20 protein-coding genes are annotated in these 16,808 nt (G+C 42.7%); 16 read left to right on the forward strand and 4 right to left on the reverse strand.

Features of this window, described 5'->3' with window-relative positions; translation table 11 throughout:
* Positions 1-327: 327 nt before the first annotated feature.
* The 15 genes from MKP07_RS39550 to MKP07_RS25535 all read left to right on the forward strand — a co-directional run bounded on the left by MKP07_RS39550 (position 328) and on the right by MKP07_RS25535 (position 11,793).
* Positions 328-528 carry an alpha-L-fucosidase gene (locus tag MKP07_RS39550; protein WP_262919473.1) on the forward strand — a complete coding sequence of 67 codons (201 nt, stop codon included), beginning with the start codon at positions 328-330 and terminating at the stop codon, positions 526-528.
* On the forward strand, positions 525-1,562 hold the full coding sequence (locus MKP07_RS25455; RefSeq protein ID WP_317235894.1) for an alpha-L-fucosidase: 1,038 nt from the start codon (positions 525-527) through the stop codon (positions 1,560-1,562). Before MKP07_RS39550 ends, MKP07_RS25455 begins: the two co-directional genes overlap by 4 nt.
* Before the next feature lie 65 nt (positions 1,563-1,627).
* Positions 1,628-1,780 carry a hypothetical protein gene (locus MKP07_RS25460; protein ID WP_240849965.1) on the forward strand — a complete coding sequence of 51 codons (153 nt, stop codon included), beginning with the start codon at positions 1,628-1,630 and terminating at the stop codon, positions 1,778-1,780.
* Between the two features lie 307 nt (positions 1,781-2,087).
* Positions 2,088-2,381 (forward strand): glycoside hydrolase family 88 protein, encoded by a 294-nt coding sequence (locus MKP07_RS25465; protein ID WP_240849967.1) that lies wholly within the window; start codon positions 2,088-2,090, stop codon positions 2,379-2,381.
* An 8-nt stretch (positions 2,382-2,389) separates the two neighbouring features.
* Complete coding sequence (locus MKP07_RS25470; protein ID WP_240849968.1) at positions 2,390-2,731, forward strand: glycoside hydrolase family 88 protein; 342 nt, start codon at positions 2,390-2,392, stop codon at positions 2,729-2,731.
* A 97-nt stretch (positions 2,732-2,828) separates the two neighbouring features.
* Positions 2,829-3,104, forward strand: a complete 276-nt coding sequence (locus MKP07_RS25475) for a hypothetical protein (protein ID WP_240849970.1) — start codon at positions 2,829-2,831, stop codon at positions 3,102-3,104.
* Between the two features lie 172 nt (positions 3,105-3,276).
* The gene (locus tag MKP07_RS25480) at positions 3,277-4,608 is read left to right on the forward strand and encodes a sulfatase-like hydrolase/transferase (RefSeq protein ID WP_240849972.1); all 1,332 of its coding nucleotides are present in this window, start codon (positions 3,277-3,279) and stop codon (positions 4,606-4,608) included.
* A gap of 114 nt (positions 4,609-4,722) precedes the next feature.
* Entirely contained in the window at positions 4,723-5,415 is a 693-nt protein-coding gene (locus MKP07_RS25485) for a hypothetical protein (RefSeq protein WP_240849973.1), read from the forward strand.
* 160 nt (positions 5,416-5,575) lie between these two features.
* Positions 5,576-7,318, forward strand: a complete 1,743-nt coding sequence (locus tag MKP07_RS25490) for a polysaccharide lyase family 8 super-sandwich domain-containing protein (protein ID WP_240849975.1) — start codon at positions 5,576-5,578, stop codon at positions 7,316-7,318.
* A 61-nt stretch (positions 7,319-7,379) separates the two neighbouring features.
* Positions 7,380-7,667, forward strand: coding sequence for a hypothetical protein (locus MKP07_RS25500; RefSeq protein ID WP_240849978.1), 288 nt, complete (start codon positions 7,380-7,382; stop codon positions 7,665-7,667).
* Between the two features lie 376 nt (positions 7,668-8,043).
* Positions 8,044-8,511, forward strand: coding sequence for a two-component regulator propeller domain-containing protein (locus MKP07_RS25510; RefSeq protein WP_240849979.1), 468 nt, complete (start codon positions 8,044-8,046; stop codon positions 8,509-8,511).
* Between the two features lie 82 nt (positions 8,512-8,593).
* The gene (locus tag MKP07_RS25520; RefSeq protein WP_240849980.1) at positions 8,594-9,670 is read left to right on the forward strand and encodes a ligand-binding sensor domain-containing protein; all 1,077 of its coding nucleotides are present in this window, start codon (positions 8,594-8,596) and stop codon (positions 9,668-9,670) included.
* A gap of 50 nt (positions 9,671-9,720) precedes the next feature.
* The gene (locus MKP07_RS25525) at positions 9,721-11,109 is read left to right on the forward strand and encodes an ATP-binding protein (RefSeq protein ID WP_240849981.1); all 1,389 of its coding nucleotides are present in this window, start codon (positions 9,721-9,723) and stop codon (positions 11,107-11,109) included.
* Positions 11,103-11,582, forward strand: coding sequence for a response regulator transcription factor (locus tag MKP07_RS25530; RefSeq protein ID WP_240849982.1), 480 nt, complete (start codon positions 11,103-11,105; stop codon positions 11,580-11,582). Before MKP07_RS25525 ends, MKP07_RS25530 begins: the two co-directional genes overlap by 7 nt.
* 106 nt (positions 11,583-11,688) lie before the next feature.
* A complete protein-coding gene (locus MKP07_RS25535) occupies positions 11,689-11,793 on the forward strand; it encodes a helix-turn-helix domain-containing protein (RefSeq protein WP_240849983.1) in 105 nt (34 codons plus the stop codon).
* Positions 11,794-12,087: 294 nt separating this feature from the next.
* Here MKP07_RS25535 and MKP07_RS25540 read toward each other — a convergent pair whose 3' ends face one another.
* The 4 genes from MKP07_RS25540 to MKP07_RS25550 form a co-directional block, all read right to left on the reverse strand.
* Complete coding sequence (locus MKP07_RS25540; protein WP_317236104.1) at positions 12,088-13,626, reverse strand: PIG-L family deacetylase; 1,539 nt, start codon at positions 13,624-13,626, stop codon at positions 12,088-12,090.
* Complete coding sequence (locus MKP07_RS39555) at positions 13,590-14,015, reverse strand: 6-phosphogluconolactonase (protein ID WP_262919476.1); 426 nt, start codon at positions 14,013-14,015, stop codon at positions 13,590-13,592. The genes MKP07_RS25540 and MKP07_RS39555 overlap by 37 nt, the downstream gene beginning before the upstream one ends.
* A 201-nt stretch (positions 14,016-14,216) precedes the next feature.
* Entirely contained in the window at positions 14,217-14,927 is a 711-nt protein-coding gene (locus MKP07_RS25545; RefSeq protein ID WP_240849984.1) for an MFS transporter, read from the reverse strand.
* Complete coding sequence (locus MKP07_RS25550; RefSeq protein WP_240849985.1) at positions 14,915-15,421, reverse strand: MFS transporter; 507 nt, start codon at positions 15,419-15,421, stop codon at positions 14,915-14,917. Before MKP07_RS25550 ends, MKP07_RS25545 begins: the two co-directional genes overlap by 13 nt.
* Before the next feature lie 372 nt (positions 15,422-15,793).
* Here MKP07_RS25550 and MKP07_RS25555 point away from each other — a divergent pair, with 372 nt between their 5' ends.
* Positions 15,794-16,498 carry a helix-turn-helix domain-containing protein gene (locus MKP07_RS25555; RefSeq protein ID WP_240849987.1) on the forward strand — a complete coding sequence of 235 codons (705 nt, stop codon included), beginning with the start codon at positions 15,794-15,796 and terminating at the stop codon, positions 16,496-16,498.
* Positions 16,499-16,808 lie beyond the last annotated feature (310 nt).

Below are 16,808 nucleotides of genomic sequence, written 5' to 3' on the forward strand. Positions count from 1 at the left end.
TGGCTTTAGCTAATTTACCTCGGGTATAATGCAGAACAAAAAATGTAAGTAGCATTTTTCTGGCTATATGTTTTCGGCTGGCCGGCTTTACTATGGCATGGGGTCTTTTTGTTCTAAGAACATTTTTCAGCCACCTGCTGGCATGGAATTGTAAAGTTGGGTGGCTGCCCCGACTTATTCAGGACGCAAACTATTCAGAAATAGCCTGTTTTAACCAAAAGTTAAAAACAAATCAACAAAATTGAATCTCTACAGCAAGTGACCTGGGTATTTTCAATTATTGCATAAAACAGATTTAAGTAATAAAAATATCTAACGATTACCAGTATGAAAAAAGGACTAGCCTTACTTTTATTAACTGGCTACCTGTTTACACAGGTTCAGGCCCAACATAAGCCGAAACAGGAAACGGCCGAAGAAAGAGATAAAAGAATGACCTGGTGGCGCAATGACCGCTTTGGGATGTTTATTCATTGGGGGTATATGCTCAATTCGGCGGTTATTACCGGGGGCATTACCAGAAAGTGAATAACGGTGAATGGCTGATGAACCGTATGAAAGTGCCGGTACAGGAGTACAAGGATACGGCTGGAAATTTCAATCCTATAAAATTTGATGCCGATAAATGGGCGCGCATCGCTAAAGATGCCGGTATGAAATACCTGGTTATTACAGCAAAACACCATGACGGCTTTGCGCTGTTTGATACCAAAGCCAGTGATTGGAATATTATGGACGCTACACCTTATAAGAAAGATATTATAAAAGCTCTTGCAGAAGCCTGCCGTAAACAGGGGTTGAGATTTGGCATTTATTATTCGCAGGACCAGGACTGGGGAAATCCGGGAGGCTCCACCGGGCCCCGCCCGATGAGGCAGGGCTGGCCTAACCCTGATAGTGCCAGGATCGATGCTTATGTACAGGCACACGGGGGAAGTTGGGACCCTGTGCAAACCACCAAAACCTTTGATCAGTACTTTGATGATGTGGCCTATCCACAAATGGAAGAGTTAATGCGCAACTATGGTGATATAGCCGTTATATTCTGGGATACGCCTAACCGTATTAAACCGGAGCAGGCAGAAAGATTAATGAAAATGGTTCAGCGCTACCATCCCGGTATCATCACCAATGACCGGCTGATCAGGCGCCCTCAGTATGGAGATTATAAAACCCCTGAGAAGAAAATTCCGGATCTGGCAGAGTTGAATGGTCAGGACTGGGAAACAAATATGACCATGAATGATACCTGGGGATACAGAACTGATGATCATAAATGGAAAAGTACCGAAGTCTTGATCCGCCAGCTGATAGATATTGCTTCAAAAGGCGGTAATTTTTTGCTGAACATTGGTCCGAAGCCAGATGGCACTTTCCCACAGGAAAGTGTTGACAGGCTGAAGCAAATGGGCGGTTGGATGAAAAAGTACAGCGATGCTGTTTACGGTACACATGCCAACCCTATCGATGTGATGGATGGGGGCGCATCACAGCGAAGGATAAAAATGGAGCTACCACCCTGTATGTTGCTGTATTCAATTGGCCTGCAAATGGTAAGATAAAGCTATCGGGCTTACAAAACAAAGCGATTAGCGCAAGTGTCATAGGGGGAAAAGAAAGGTTGAAATTGCGACAAAGCGCTGAGGGCGTACTCGAAATAAGCGGATTGCCCGGGGATGCGCCTGATCCATATGCAAGCGTTATCGAAATCAGGTTAAACGGGCTTACCAAAAAGCAATATAACGCCAAAGAAAAAATGAACACCGGATCCATAGATTAGCTGGGCCAGTGGCGTATACCAATATGTCCGGGAGTTCAAAATGGAACAGGCATTTCCGGGTATTATCGTACCGCCTGGAGCTTCTGAAAAGCCTGCAATTCCCGTAATAGAATTAAGCCTTAATAAATAGTATGAACAAATATATTCGTAGAACAATGGGCACTTGTATGTTGTGCCTTATGCTGGCAGTACCCGGCCGCGGTTTGAAAGGTCAAAGTATAGTCAGTGAACAAAAATTGCCGCCATCTTTGAGCTGGAAAAAATATATCTTAACAATGCCTGGGACACAGTAAAGAGCAACGGGAGGTTGCCAAGGTCTACGCAAAGAGGTTATCAGCCTATAACCGATTGGACGGCCGGCTTTTACCCGGGCAGTCTTTGGCTCACATACGAATACACGAAGGATAAAGAGCTGCTAAAAAAAGCTGCACACGCTACTTCTTTGCTGGAGGCTGACAAAGATTTCTCCCACGATCATGATATCGGTTTTATCATGTATTGCAGCTATGGCAATGGTTACAGGCTTACGAAAAATCCCGCCTATCGCGATATACTGATTCACTCGTCTAAAACGGCCCTTAAGCGCTACTCCCCCAAGTAAAGTCGATTATGTCCTGGAATCCTAATCAGAAACGTAATTGGAAATTTCCGGTTATCATAGATAATATGATGAATCTTGAAATGTTACTGGAAACACACCGATGGACAGGCGACAGCTCTTTTTACAAGGTAGCCGTCAACCATGCCAATACAACCATGAAAAACCAGTACCGTAAAGATTACAGTTGTTCTCATGTGGTAGACTACGATCCAGTAACCGGTGTGATGCGTAAACGGGACTGGAACAATGGCGACAATGACCCAGCCACTGCAGCCTGGAGCCGTGGTCAGAGTTGGGGATTGTATGGATTTGCTTTTATGTATAAGTATACCCGCAAAAAGAATACCTGATGCAGGCAGAAAATATTGCGGCCTATATTTTAAACAATCCCCATATGCCGGAAGATATGGTGCCTTACTGGGATTATACCGGAGCAAAAAATCTACGATGCGCGATGCTTCTGCGGCTGCCTTGCTGGCTTCGGGGCTATTGGCCCTTAGCAGCTTGTCGGAAGAACACGGGAAGACGTATTTTACTGCCGCCGAAAAAATATTGGTAAGCCTGGCTTCGCCCAGGTACCTGAATGAAACTGGAAAAGGTATTTTCCTGTTAAAGCATGCTACGGGAAACTACTTGCAGCAGTCAGAGTTGGATGCAGGTCTAATATATGCCGACTATTATTTCCTGGAAGCGCTGTTGCGATACAGGGAGTTGAGAAAATAGAACAGAATTGTAAGGCCTGAAAATAGTCAAATGATTACCGGACGAATAAAAATACATATACTGATAGTGCTGATAATGGGAGGCCATTAAGGGTTGAAGTCTGAAGCTGATTTAAATGAACGGTCTGATCAGGGAAGATCTTTAAGAAAAGTATGAACAGGAAATTTATAAAATGAAAAAGCATATTCGTTTATTATTGTTAATGCTGTTAAGCTATAGTGTAAGTATAGCACAGCGCAGGCCTAATATAATTATCGTACTAACGGATGATATGGGTTATGCCGATATTGCCTGCTATGGAAATCCGCTGATCAAAACACCCTTTTTGGATGGGATGGCGCGAAAAGGAATTATGGCTACCAACTTTGTCACAACATCTCCTACCTGCTCACCATCAAGGGCATCGTTGATCACGGGCAGGTATTGTACCCGTACTGACTTAAACTGGCCGGTGGGGCCGGGAGAGAAAGACGGACTCAAAAAAGATGAAGTAACAATTGCTGAAATGCTGAAACCCGCGGGCTATAATACCGCATGCATTGGTAAATGGCATATGGGCGATCATGGTGATTACCTGCCTAATCAACAAGGTTTTGACCTGTTCTACGGTATGCTATACAGTCATGACTACCGGGCCCCATACGTACAAACTGATACGGTAATCAAAATTTTCAGGAATGAGCATCCCGAAATATATAAGCCACACGATAGTACGCTTACCAGGTTGTATACCAGCGAAAGCATCCGTTTTGTAAAGAAGGCAGCCGCCGGCAAAAAGCCTTTCTTTTTATACCTGGCTTACAATATGCCACACCTGCCGGTTGCCTGGGGGCAAAGGAGCGATATACGGGCGCAGGGTGGTGCTTTGGGTAATGTAATTGAGAACATGGATCAGAGCCTGGCAAAGCTTTGGAAATCGGTGGAAGCCGCCGGTCAGGCGGATAACACCATCTTTATTTTTACCAGCGATAATGGTCCCTGGATCAATGCGCCCGCGCGCATGTTTGAAGATGGCTCTACCCGCTTATACGATGTAGGAAGCGCCGGCATATTTCGCGGGCACAAGGCGGTGTCTTACGAAGGCGGACACAGGGTTCCCTTCATCGCTTTTTATAAAGGTCATACATTGGTAAACGAAGTGATCAGCACACCATTATCAAATATAGATGTATTGCCCACTCTGGCTCAATGGACCCATGCCGAACTGCCTTCTAATATCCTCGATGGCGAATCGGTAACAGGTTGGCTCAGCCAGAAAAATTATAGTAAAGAACACCGCCCCATCTACTACGTAAACCGGGTTTTAGAAGGAGTAAAAGACGGCGATTGGAAATTACGTATTACCACAGATACTGGTGGAGTCAAATTGTATGAAATGTATAATCTGAACCGGGATCCTTCTGAACGGGTGAACCTGTATGGCAGCAAGACCTATATAAAAGAACAGGGGCATCTAAAACGGCTTTTTGAATTATACCCCGATAAAAGGACTAAAGGAGACTAAGGATGACAGAAACTATTTTCATTAAAACTTAAATCCTTCTTATTAAAGAATATCAGGCAACTGTTGAAATAAATTGGGGAAGCGTTTGCATAAACAGAAAATAAAAATAAACAGATGATAAAATATTTACACCTTCTATTGCTGCTGTGGCTATTGCATTCAACCACGTTAACAGCACAGGAGAAAATTTTTGCAGGCTATTTTGATATATCCGCAGGCTGTGGAAAAGGTGAGCAGGTGATTGGAAAAATTCACCTGGAGCGAAATAAAGATGTACTTACAGCACCCATTCCAAAGAGCTATTACTTTGAGATTGCAAAACAAATGGATGGATTGTTTAAAGTAGAAACCATCTTCGATCCAATGGGCCGGATTACCGGTGTATTTACTGCAGCGAAGGAAATAAAAAATGCCGGCACGCAATTGTTGACGATTCGTTTAAAGGATGGTGCCCAAACGCTCAACGAGTTTCCTGTTACAATAAGGGTGGTAAAGGGAACCTTATGGCAAACCCTTTTTGGACGGTACAAAGATGTAACCCTTACTCATGCACAGGGACGAATGTATGGTCGTAAAAAACCTAAAGATGCAGAAGTTGCCGATGCAATCGAACAACTCGAAACTACTGGCGGGGAATTTAAAGAGTTTGGCTTTTACCATCAAAATCCCATAGAATATAAGCCGGTTGGCAAAAGTATCGAATATGACTGGGAGGCAGTTTGCAATAAGATCGTGGGCTCGGTTACGCCTATGCTACTTCAAAAATATATGGTCCTGAAGGAAACTCTGCAGAACGTGAAAGGTTAAAAAGAGTATTATACAGCGCACTGATTGCCTATACGAATGCGATACCTGTTGAGGGAAAAGACGTAGTAGTTAAGGGTAAGCCGATAGGCAATTGCACCGGAGATGGCTTTGCTAATCTGAAGCTTTACGATAAGATCGAAGAGCAGGTAGTAACACACCAATGGGTGATCTCAGATCCTTTGATCGTACCGGCAGTTCATATAATGCCGGATTTATTAAACGATATAAAAAAGGTGATCAACAGGCTGCAAAAGTATATTATTCCCTGGTGCGGATATACCAGACCGCAATGGCCGAAGTGGCTAACCGGAGAGCTGTTGGTGACCCGGCTGAAAGATGGGGGAAAATTACAGATACGCTACGTTCTTCCGGCGCCTGGGCCGATGCCAACCTCGGGCATAGGAGCAGAATGATGCTGGCGCTGCCGATCATCTGGGCCGATTATAACCGCCCAATGACCTATGTGCAATACTGGTACAGTGATTATTATAAAGATCAACCTTTTAAAGGATTTAGTTTTTCACCGGGCTGGAGCCCCCATGGGGTAGTGTTTGATGTGGCCCGCTGGCTCACCAAATACAATGTACCGGCTCATCAATACAAGCAATCAGGTTTTCAACCAGACGGAACTGTATCGCATCATATTGCCAATGGCACTGATGCCGCAATGGTTGCTTACGGTTTCGAGTGGTTAACGGATGCTTTTACGGGATTCAACCAGTTTAAAAATACCGAACTGAAGTTGAGCGATCCATACTATCAGTTTCCTGCTGACAGGCTGTTACATGTGTATCCTAAACTGATTTATAACGGAAGTTTCGATTTCCTGGTATCCGGAAGGTCTTACGATAGCGATATGAAAAAATTTGTGGCCTCCACTTACCTGGATGCCATTAAAGATCTGAAGCAATCGCAAAGCAAGGATACGAAAATTGCGGACCAAAAGGAATTGGACGAAACCTTTAGTACTATAAAAAATAACACCTTTCAATATTCAGGTACTGATGCCTATTGGGTCAACGAGTTCCTGGTACATCGGGGAGGATCACATGAAAAATCTTTTTATGTCTCACTGAAGCTGAAATCAAAGCGAACAGTAGGGGCAGAGGATTTTGGTAAAGTCAGGAAATCATGGTATCTGGGATACGGTATATTACCTCTAAAAGTAACAGGTGATGAATATGCAAGAAAGGTACTGTTGAATATGGATTGGCATGCGTTGCCCGGTCTTACAGAAGAATGGAGGACGGACGCTATCCCGGTGGGTCATGCACAGGCTTCCCTGCCAGGTAAAAATGATGTGTCGGGTGTAACGGCCAATGGTAAAACAGGAATGGGCATTTACCATCATCTGCCCGGGGAAACCTACAGTGCTGCTACTGCCTGTAAAACCTATCATTTCATGCCTGATAAAATTATAGCCCTCGGCAGCAGGATAGCTCGCAACAGGCCGGGACAGGGAAAAGAAATTATTACCACTATAGACCAGTCTGCATTATTGGACAAGCTGGTTATCTTTCATGATGGAAAGGAAGAGACCATATTGCCCACACAGTCTGTAAACAGGAGCTTTGAAACTGAAAAGCCGGTATGGTTTCAAACCGGTCAGAAAGGGTATATTATTTATCCTGAGGGTAATCAAACCATTATTATTAAAACAGGTAAGGAAATTAATAAAACCGATAGGAGCATCGGTGATGATACTCCCAATTATATAGTAGCCATTAATCACGGCATTCGTCCTGCAAATGGCAGCTACTATTATGTTGCTGTGCCCAATGCAAACAAAATAACTATGCCGGCGTTAGTTAATCGATATGTAAAAGAATTGATAATAAAAAAGAACGGGAAGCTCATGCTATTTATGATAATACAAATAAAGTATTGCAAGCGGCTTTTTTAGTGGAGGAAAAATTACTGTTGCAGGCAATACGATCACATCAGAACAGCCGGCGGAGCTGATATTGCAGGATGATGGCGAGCAATGGAAGCTTACGATTGCTAATCCTGTTCCGTCATTAAAACAAAAACAACTTATATTTTATGTTTCGCAGGCATTAAAACCTGGTAAGTATGAATACAGCCTCGGAGGTATATATCCCCGTAAAGGCGAATTTGTTTCGGTTACATCCCAAGACAAAGGTTCTAAGATTGTTGCAGAGCTGGCTGATGAAGATGATGAAGCCTTTTATAACTACCAGGCAGAGTTGTACAATGCCGCCCCGGTTACCATAACCATTCCTAAAAGGTGAAAGAAAGAATAGGATAAATGACAGAATAGGAATATTAACGGAGGTGCATTAAATTTGATCTTTATGCAAAAAGAATGATGTTTGTTAAAAAACTAGCTAGAATATTATTGGTAGCCTGCTTGTTTACAGCAAACCTTGCTTCATATGCCCAGGTAAACGATAGGCGGTTTAACAACTTTTCCGTTAACAACGGCTTATCGCAAAGTACAGTTTTCGCCATTACGCAGGACACCCTGGGGTTTATCTGGGTAGGCACCCAGGATGGGTTGAACCGCTACGACGGCCGTAACTTTATAGTATACCGTCCCAAAAAAACGATAACAGGGCCATCAGTTCATTCTATATCCGTACACTGTTCAGAGACGCACAAGGTTCCGTGTGGGTAGGAGGCAATGGCGGTATTGATGTCTATAATTATTTAAGTAACAGTTTTGAAAACTATGGTATAAGCCCGGGTACAGGCGAATGGTATATATCGGGTATATTACAGGATAGGGAAGGGAAAATATGGGCATGCTCCAATAGCGGTGAGTTGTATGTGTCAGATAAGCAAAGAAAAAAGTTTACTACTGTATTAACCTCTAAAACCTCCGGTATTGGCGAAGTTTACGGCCTTGTTCTTTGGAACAATCATCTGCTGCTCGGAACCGGCAGCGGCCTTTGGACCTTCGATATGCAAACCCGTACAATAACGAAGTGGCATGTGGGGTTGCCAACGGTTAGAATTAATTGTCTTTATGAAGATAAAGGGAGCTTATGGATAGGAACTGAGGGGAGGGGCTGCTTCAATGGCAGGCATCAACCCAAACCTTTAAAAATATATTTCGTCCGGCGCTGCTGGTAGCATCGCGAACAATAATGTACGTAGCGTTAAAAAAGACAAAGAAGGAAGCTTATGGGTAGGAACATTTTCAGGCTTATCTATAATGAATCAGGAGGGCTACTTTCAAAACTACTTTCACGATCCTAAAAACCAATTTACGATTGGCCAGAACTCCGTAAGGTTTATATTCCGTGACCGTCAGGATGGTATGTGGCTGGGTACTTTTTATGGTGGAATGAGTTATTATCATGACCGGCTGATTTCATTTAATACATTAGTGCAGAGCTCGGTTATGCCTTCACTCAACGATGATGTAGTGAATGTTATTAAACAGGATGGGTCGGGCAATTTCTGGATTGGCACCGAAAGCGGCGGCGTTAATTACTGGGATCCGCTTACGAGGCAGATCAGGTACTATACCAGCAATCGAACGGGTGGAGGGCTCAGTTCCAATACCATCAAGTCAATTGAATTTGATAATAGCGGAAATGTGTTCCTGGGCACACACAATACGGGATTGAACATTTTAAATCCGGCTACAGGAGCCGTTAAAAATTACAGGCATATTCCCGGAGATACATCCGGACTGTCGGGTAATATGGTCTATGCCTTGCTGCGCGATCATATGGGGAGAATGTGGGTAGGTACGCGCAATGGCCTGGATATCTATAATCCCGGAACGGATCGTTTCACACATTTTTATCGGGATAATACAGGGAGAAGTATCAGTGCAACTGAAATTACTTACCTGATGCAGGATAGCAGGAAACGTATTTGGATAGGCACTATCAATGGCGTAAGTGTTTTGGATACGGATAAGGGGATGCTGAAAAATATTTCCAATAGTTCGCTCAGCTACAATGTAATCAATGTTATCACAGAAGATCATCAAAAACGAATCTGGGTAGGTACCCGGGATGGGCTTAATCTGTATGATGAACGAACTCAGACCTTTACTAACTATAATAACAGGCCGGATCTTTTAAAAGGCAATATCAACAGCGTGGTAGCTGATCCTATAGGTAACTTATGGATCACAACTAATAACAGCCTCGTCAAGTACACGCCGGATACCAGGAGTATAATATACTATGATCAGCGTGATGGGTTACAAAACAACCAGTTCAATGTATATGCGGGCCTGAGTGCCAGGGATGGCATGTTATTGTTTGGAGGGTAGGCGGCCTGTCTTACTTTTATCCAGGGTCTTTAAACCAAAGGCCGCTGCCTATGAAAATTACATTTACCGGTTTAGAGGTGTTTAACCATCTCGTTATTCCGGGCGATAGCACCGGTATTTTAGAGCAGCATTTAAATGAAGCACGTGAACTGGTTTTTTCCAGCGACTATAAGCAGTTTACTTTGTTTTTCAATACATTTAATTATATATCCGATAATCACACAAATTATCTTTATAAGCTGGAGGGGTTTGATAAAGACTGGCAAAAGGTAGAGGGGATACCTAAAGCCACCTATACCAATCTGCAACCCGGCACCTACCAGTTTTCAGTTAAGGCCGCAGATGCCTATGGTAAAAGTAGCGACACGCGGGTATTGAAATTAATCATTAAGCCTGTTTGGTACAAAAGCAACTGGTTCTATGCATTGGTGACCCTTTTTATTTTGATCATGGTGGTATTTTTATACCGTGTGCTTACGGAAAGAATGCGCGCCGTTCATCAGCTCAGGCTTGAGCGGATTAACAGGGATAAAGCAAATTACCTTAACAAAGTAAAGATGGATTTCTTTACCAATGTATCTCACGAATTACGCACACCTCTTACCCTTATTATGGCGCCTCTTGAGGAAATACTCAATGAGCCGGAAACTGATAAAAAACAGCGTCGCCGTCATGAACTAATGATGCGCAACACAAAAAGGTTATATACCATCGTTAACCAGCTTTTCGAATTCAGAAAAACAGAGTCGGGTACCCGGGTGTTAAGGGTGGCAAAGGCAAATTTAGGAGCAGTAATCCAGGATACATACAAGTCTTTTTTACCTCTTGCCGAAAAAAAGAAGATCAATTATGATTTTGAGACGACGGTAAATGACCTGTTGGTTTTTTTTGACAAAGAAGCCATTGAAAATATCAGCTTCAATTTGTTATCGAATGCATTTAAGTATACACAGGAGGGACAAACCATTACAGTCATGCTGGATGCTTCGGCTACTCATGTTGTTCTTACTGTAAACGACACGGGTAAAGGAATAGCAAAAGAACATATACCCAAAATATTTGACCGCTTTTACCAGGTAGAAGGTGGTGAAACCAATTTAGGCTCCGGTGTGGGGCTTGCTTTTACGCGGCGTCTCGTTGAACTGCATCATGGGTTTATTGAAGTAAAAAGTCAGCCTGGCGAAGGTAGTTCTTTTGTGGTGTATTTGCCGCTAGCTGATGAAGCCTACAAGGATGATGCAAGGGTAGATGCCGTTAAAGATAATTATCGGCCGCAGCTGGAAGTTAATGCAGAGATATTGTCTGCTGCTGTTGATATAGAGGATAACATAGAATTGCCTGATAGGAATGCCGAAAAAGAAACTGTATTAATTGTAGATGATAACGCAGAAATCGTTTCTTACCTGGAAGAGTTTTTTCAACCAACTATAAGGTGGTAACAGCAAATGACGGGAGGCAGGCTCTGGGTGTTATTGATAAGATACACCCTGATGCTATTATCAGTGATGTGATGATGCCTGAAATGGATGGTCTGCATTTTTGTAAGAAGATCAAACAAAATATTCAAACCAGTCATATTCCTGTAATATTGTTAACCGCAAAATCAGAAACCGATCAGCAACTTAAAGGGCTCGAAATGGGTGCGGATGATTATGTTACCAAACCCTTTTCCATAGCGGTACTCGAAGCCAGGCTTCAGAATATATTAAGAACCCGTAAACGACTGCGGGAATATTATGCAGCCGGCAAAGAAATAGAGCCCGAAAAACTAACCTTCAATGATCTGGATGAAGAATTTCTGAAAAAGGCCATTAATATTATTGAGAATAACCTGGATGAATATAACTTTTCGGTAGAGAGGCTGAGTCAGGACCTGGGAATGAGCCGGTCTAATCTCTCTATCTTAAAATAAAGGCTATAACGGGAGAGTCGGTTACGTTTCTGATCAAACGTATCCGTTTAAAAAAGGCAGCGGATCTGATCCTTCAAAAAAATATACCGTTTCAGAAATTGCTTACATGTGCGGTTTTAATACGCCTTCCTATTTTTCTACAGCCTTCAAACAATTTTATGGCTGTATGCCTACCGAGTATTTAGATCGTAAAGCCGCAGATAAGGAGTGACGGTAGTTTTTTTGCTACTTGTGCTCAGGTTTGTGACTTTCTTTATTTAGGTATTGTCTTTTTTACAATGAGTCAGCTTTGTGTCAGTAAAAGCTGTGTCATAAAAAACTGACACAATGAAATGTGACACACAATTTTGTGTCAGTTTTTTAATTGATTCAAATTCTGGCACAATCAGGCCATCTTTACTGCTATATAAGAACTGGCTCGTTCGTTATGATGATAGAAATAAAAAATGCCGCAGGTATAGACTAACTGCGACATTTTCTGATCCGTTATTTAAGAACTGTATTTTTAATACATCCATCGTACAAAGGCTTCCATAGCGGCGTAGTGGGTCAATCCCAGGTCAGCATAGATCTTAGCGGTAGCAGCATTTCTTTCTTCTGCTCTTTGCCAGAACTCCCTGTCATCGCTACCCTGGAAGGGAACACTATCCTTTTGAGACTGGTGGATAAAAATGCCAAAACGTTTTTTAAGCACCTGTGCCGGGCTCATAGGGATGGCCATTTCGATATCCTCGATATCCCATTCCTGCCAGGCGCCTTTGTACAACCATAGCCAGCAATCATTGATCCAGGCATCTCCATCGGCTTTAATGCGTTGTAATGCCTTCAGTACTGCGTTAAAACATACCAGGTGGGTGCCATGGGGATCTGCAAAATCTCCCGCACAAAATATTTGTTGCGGTTGTACTTCGCGCAGTAATTGTATGGTCAGTTCCACATCTTCTTCACCCAGGGGCTTCTTTTCAATAGTACCGGTTTCATAAAAAGGCAGGTTTTGAAAATGTACATTATTGGGATCTATACCTACATAGTTACAGGTGGCTTTAGCTTCCCCACGGCGGATGAGCCCTTTTAAGGAACGGATGGTGGGAGAATCTACTTCCCCTGGCTTTTTACCCTTAATATAGGCCCTGGCTTCGGTTAACACCTGGCCCGGTTTATCCGAGTTGATAGCTGCGATTTCGTTAAAACCTACCGCAAAGTCTAAAAACCGGGTTACAAACTCATCGGTAACGGCGATATTGCCCGAGGTTTGATAAGCTACATGCACTTCATGTCCCTGGTCATGCAGGCGCTGAAAAGTACCTCCCATGCTGATAATGTCATCATCGGGGTGGGGAGAGAAGATGATGCATTTTTTGGGATAAGGTTCTGATCTTTCCGGATGTGCGGGAATCACTGCATTGGGCTTGCCTCCAGGCCAGCCGGTAATGCTGTCGCGCAGCATATAATACACTTCGAGGTTGATCTCGTAGGCATCGCCTTTTTCTACTAAAAGATCACTGAGGCCATTATCATTATAATCCTCGTTGGTGAGGCTCAGCACGGTTTTACCCAGCTGCAAAGCCATATTCACCACTGCTTTTTTAATATTCTTTGGGGTCCACTCACAATCGCCGGTGAGCCAGGGAGACTTAATACGGGTAAGACCGGAAGCTGCTGCTTCGTCCAGAACAAAACTTACATTATCGTGGTTTTGCAGGAAGGAGGCCGGAACGATCTCAGAATCTTCATCTTCTACGGCTTTTTTAACCGCCTGGGCTTTGGCCGGGCCCCAGGCCATCAAAATGATCTGCCTGGATCTCATGATGGTGCTGATGCCCATCGTAATGGCCATACGCGGCACTTCAGAAATATTGGCAAACTCGTAGGCATTGGCCAAACGGGTGCTGTTGGTAAGGTTTACCAGGCGGGTACGGGTGTAAATGCCCGATCCGGGTTCGTTAAAACCAATATGGCCGTTATTACCAATACCCAGTATCTGCAGATCAATACCACCAGCTGCCTCTATTTTCTTTTCATAATCGGCGCAGGCCGTTTTGATGTCTTCTTTTTTATTTCACCATTGGGAATATGAATATTCTCCGGTTTGATATCCACCTGGTCGAAAAGGTGGTTATGCATAAAGCGGTTATAGCTTTGCGGCGCTTCTTTGCTGATGGGATAATACTCATCGAGGTTAAAGGAGATCACATTGCTGAAACTTAAGCCTTCTTCTTTGTGCATGCGTACCAGTTCTGCATACAATGTTTTAGGGCTTGATCCTGTAGCGAGCCCGAGTACACAGTTTTGTCCCTGTTGCTGTTTTTCACGGATCAGGTGGGCAATAGTTTGTGCAATTACCTTTGAACCACTTTTTACATCAGCCTGGATATTGACACTGATCTTCTCAAGACTATCGATATAATTGCCTGAAGTTTGTTGTTTACTCATAATTATTTTTCCTGAGAATTAGTTATAAAAATGTAAGAATAAAGTTGATGGTTTTGAGATGCTATCCGGCCATCATCAACAAAAAATGAAGTACCGATAATACAGCCGGCTGCTTCAGAACAACAACTCATGCACCCTGACTGTTAAGTTAAACAAGCCTGTTGCCTGATAAAATAGATCTAGTTTTTTTTAAGGCCTACTCTATGACCGGCTATAGCAAAGTATAGTATGTACAAATAGCAGGGCAGTACCGTTATAAAGTATGCTAGCTGAAAATCCAAGCCTACAGTATCTTTTAACCAGGCATATATTAACGGCCATACAGCCGCCGGCAATACCCATGATCATTATCGCAGATCCCAGCTTTATAAATTTCCCCAAATGATTAATGCCTAACGGGAAAATGGCAGGCCACATTAAAGAGTTAGCAAGTCCCAGCAGTGCTATAAATACAACAGCAGTATAGCCACTGCTTAGGTAAGAGATAACGGAAAATACTATTCCTAAAAGCGCACAAATCCGAAGCGCCTTTTGTTGAGAAAGATATTTAGGAATAGTGATGATACCTATTACATAACCAATCAACATCCCTGTTAGCGTAAGCGAGGTAAAATACTTGGAAATGTCAGTGCTAATACCCAGCTCTTTTCCATATATACCAATAATATCGCCGGCCATTACCTCTGCTGCTACATATACAAATATGCAAAGCGCTCCCAGGAACAAATGCGGAAACTGAAAAATGCTTTTGTGGTGAATAACCTGGCCGCTGGCTTCATCAACCACATCTTCTTCGGGCTGTATTTCAGGGAGGTTCAGAAACTTAACAAAAACAGCAAATAAAATAAAAATAACAGCTAAAACAATATAAGGGGTGTTCACCCTCGATAATACCTCATTTAATAGCTGCACTTTTTCACTGCCTGTAGCAGCCTGTATCTTAGCCTCTGCTGCACCAGCATTTTTAGGAATACCACACCCATAATAAATGGCACAATAATGCCTGCTAACTTGTTGCAGATACCAGCCATACTAATGCGTTTAGCTGCACTGTCGATGGGGCCAATAATCGATAAGTATGGGTTTACGGCGGTTTGCAACAAGGCCAGGGCAGCACCCTGTACAAATATGCCGGTAAGAAATAAACCAAAAGAATGTGAATGGGCCGCCGGAATAAATATCAGCCCTCCCAGGGCAAGTACTACTAAACCTGCAACAATTCCATTTTTAAAACCTGTTTGCTTTAATATCCAGGAAGAGGGAATGGCCAGAAAAAATAAGCCATGTAAGACGCGGTAGCTACCAGAAAAGCGGTGGTGTCGGGCACAAACCAAATGACATTTTAAAAAAGGGATCAGTGTGCCGTTCGCCCAGGTTACAAACCCGAAAATGAAAAAAGGAAGCATATTACTGCAAGCGCGAAATTATGTGAAGGGTGGTCTTTGTTTTGCATTATTGTAGTTATTAGTAAACAAGCATTGCATTTATCATGGCAATGGCCCGAAAGTATCATTGGGTGTAGTTTTTGGCCTTTAAATTTGATGAATAGATTTGCAAAAATGTTGAATCTTTCCATCCTTCTTATTTTCATGCCCATACGGTTACGGCATTGTGGACCGGGCGAAAGACCTGGCAAACTGATAAAGCCATTAACAGCTGAAAAGTTTCCGTTTAGGAAAATTGTATTGCAATAGTTAAGAGGTATATTCTTGTGTTGGGAAGTCGTGTTAATGACCTGCAAAATGTACCTGTCAGGTTTATGCAGATATTGTGAGCGGATGAACTCTTCCGATAGACGCAATCTGCGGCGGACAACCACCGCGGAACCTGTCTGGCTGCACTATTATTCTTACCAGGGTAAGTTTTATACTATATTAGCAATAAAATACGATATGCAGGAAGAAGTGCTTTTAACCATCAGCAACCGGATAAAAGAAATAAGACTGGCAAAAAAGATCACCGCTGAGCGTTTAGCCAAAAATGCCAAAGTAAGCAAGGGGCTGATTTCTCAGATCGAGAACAACCGAACCGTACCATCATTGCCTGTATTAATTAATATCCTGCAGGCATTGGAAGTAGATCTGAATGACTTTTTCAAAAATATAAGTTTTGAGCGCGAAAGCCGCAAGACCGTGGAGCTGAAGAAGCCGAATGAATATAAAACCTTTCAAAAGGAACATGTAAAAGGGTTCCTGTATCACCGCATCTTTACAAGATCCATACTCGACAATGCCGTAGATTTTGTGTTGCTGGAACTAAAGGAGGGGGCCCGGCGAAAGAAAAAGATAGTAACTGAATCCTTTGAGTTTAATTATATGCTTAAAGGTAAACTGGAATGCGAGGTAGGCGATGAAACCTATTTTTTCAGCGAAGGTGAATCTATGTTTTTCGACAGTCGTATTGAACATAACCTTGCTAATGTTGGTGAAGGTGATGCTGTAATGCTTATCGTTTATTTTTTCATAAAACCCGATATGAAATAGCTGAGCTTATTGGTAATATTTTACCTCATATGAAACTATTTTGAACCGCGCAAACGATTGCGCGGTTTTTTTATAAGAAAAAAGTTTCCGTTTAGGAAAATTGTATTGTATATTTATACTAAACAATGGATTAGTATTTGTTAACAATAACTTCATCTGTTGTAAGAGAAAAACCAAATTACGGCAGCTATTTTCGCATCTGCAAGTAAAGACAGAAACGGGACACGGTTAGTGGACAGGGGCTTTTAAAAGCGGAGTTGAGAGCTGAATACTTAATGCTGAGGAATTACAGACTTGCTTTAACCAGACG

The sequence above is a fragment of the Paraniabella hibiscisoli genome (assembly GCF_022512515.1).
GTDB classification, from domain to species: Bacteria; Bacteroidota; Bacteroidia; order Chitinophagales; family Chitinophagaceae; genus Niabella; species Niabella hibiscisoli.

What these genes read in the sequence shown, in the direction of transcription:
- MKP07_RS39550 (WP_262919473.1), top strand. Translation starts at nt 328, where the DNA reads ATGAAAAAAGGACTAGCCTTACTTTTATTAACTGGCTACCTGTTTACA.
- MKP07_RS25485 (WP_240849973.1), top strand. Translation starts at nt 4,723, where the DNA reads ATGATAAAATATTTACACCTTCTATTGCTGCTGTGGCTATTGCATTCA.
- MKP07_RS25550 (WP_240849985.1), bottom strand. Translation starts at nt 15,421, where the DNA reads ATGCTTCCTTTTTTCATTTTCGGGTTTGTAACCTGGGCGAACGGCACA.
- MKP07_RS25520 (WP_240849980.1), top strand. Translation starts at nt 8,594, where the DNA reads ATGAATCAGGAGGGCTACTTTCAAAACTACTTTCACGATCCTAAAAAC.
- MKP07_RS25480 (WP_240849972.1), top strand. Translation starts at nt 3,277, where the DNA reads ATGAAAAAGCATATTCGTTTATTATTGTTAATGCTGTTAAGCTATAGT.
- MKP07_RS25490 (WP_240849975.1), top strand. Translation starts at nt 5,576, where the DNA reads ATGGGTGATCTCAGATCCTTTGATCGTACCGGCAGTTCATATAATGCC.
- MKP07_RS25535 (WP_240849983.1), top strand. Translation starts at nt 11,689, where the DNA reads ATGTGCGGTTTTAATACGCCTTCCTATTTTTCTACAGCCTTCAAACAA.
- MKP07_RS25525 (WP_240849981.1), top strand. Translation starts at nt 9,721, where the DNA reads ATGAAAATTACATTTACCGGTTTAGAGGTGTTTAACCATCTCGTTATT.
- MKP07_RS25470 (WP_240849968.1), top strand. Translation starts at nt 2,390, where the DNA reads ATGTCCTGGAATCCTAATCAGAAACGTAATTGGAAATTTCCGGTTATC.
- MKP07_RS25555 (WP_240849987.1), top strand. Translation starts at nt 15,794, where the DNA reads ATGAACTCTTCCGATAGACGCAATCTGCGGCGGACAACCACCGCGGAA.
- MKP07_RS39555 (WP_262919476.1), bottom strand. Translation starts at nt 14,015, where the DNA reads ATGAGTAAACAACAAACTTCAGGCAATTATATCGATAGTCTTGAGAAG.
- MKP07_RS25475 (WP_240849970.1), top strand. Translation starts at nt 2,829, where the DNA reads ATGCGCGATGCTTCTGCGGCTGCCTTGCTGGCTTCGGGGCTATTGGCC.